Origin of the sequence: Penaeicola halotolerans (assembly GCF_016464625.1) — a bacterium.
In the GTDB taxonomy this organism is placed as follows: Bacteria; Bacteroidota; Bacteroidia; order Cytophagales; family Cyclobacteriaceae; genus Penaeicola; species Penaeicola halotolerans.
Map to the genome: position 1 here is coordinate 1 of NZ_JAEAGO010000089.1, position 266 is coordinate 266.

General features: G+C 35.7%; 1 protein-coding gene. It reads right to left on the reverse strand.

From position 1 onward, the window contains the following. A partial coding sequence (locus I5349_RS13800; protein ID WP_226391362.1) for a hypothetical protein occupies positions 1–186 on the reverse strand: 186 nt, incomplete at its 3' end. Between the last annotated feature and the right edge of the window lie 80 nt (positions 187–266).

The window sequence follows — 266 nt, forward strand, 5'->3', positions numbered from 1 at the left end:
GGCACTTTTTTTTTTAATCCTTTCTTTCTTATTTACTGTTCTGGTGTGGTTTGTTCTTCCCTGTGACCCCATGAATGTGTTTGTTTTTCTTTTTGGTGTGTAGGATTCCTTTGAATATTTTCTGTGATCATGGCCAGTTTTCAGTTTTCTTTTCTTCTTCCGTTCTGAAAGATTGGATATTGTCATCTTGGTTGGCGGTTACTGGTTAGAGCTTAAAATACACTGCTTCACAGAGTTTCTATTGAGAAGTTTGCTGTTATACTTAT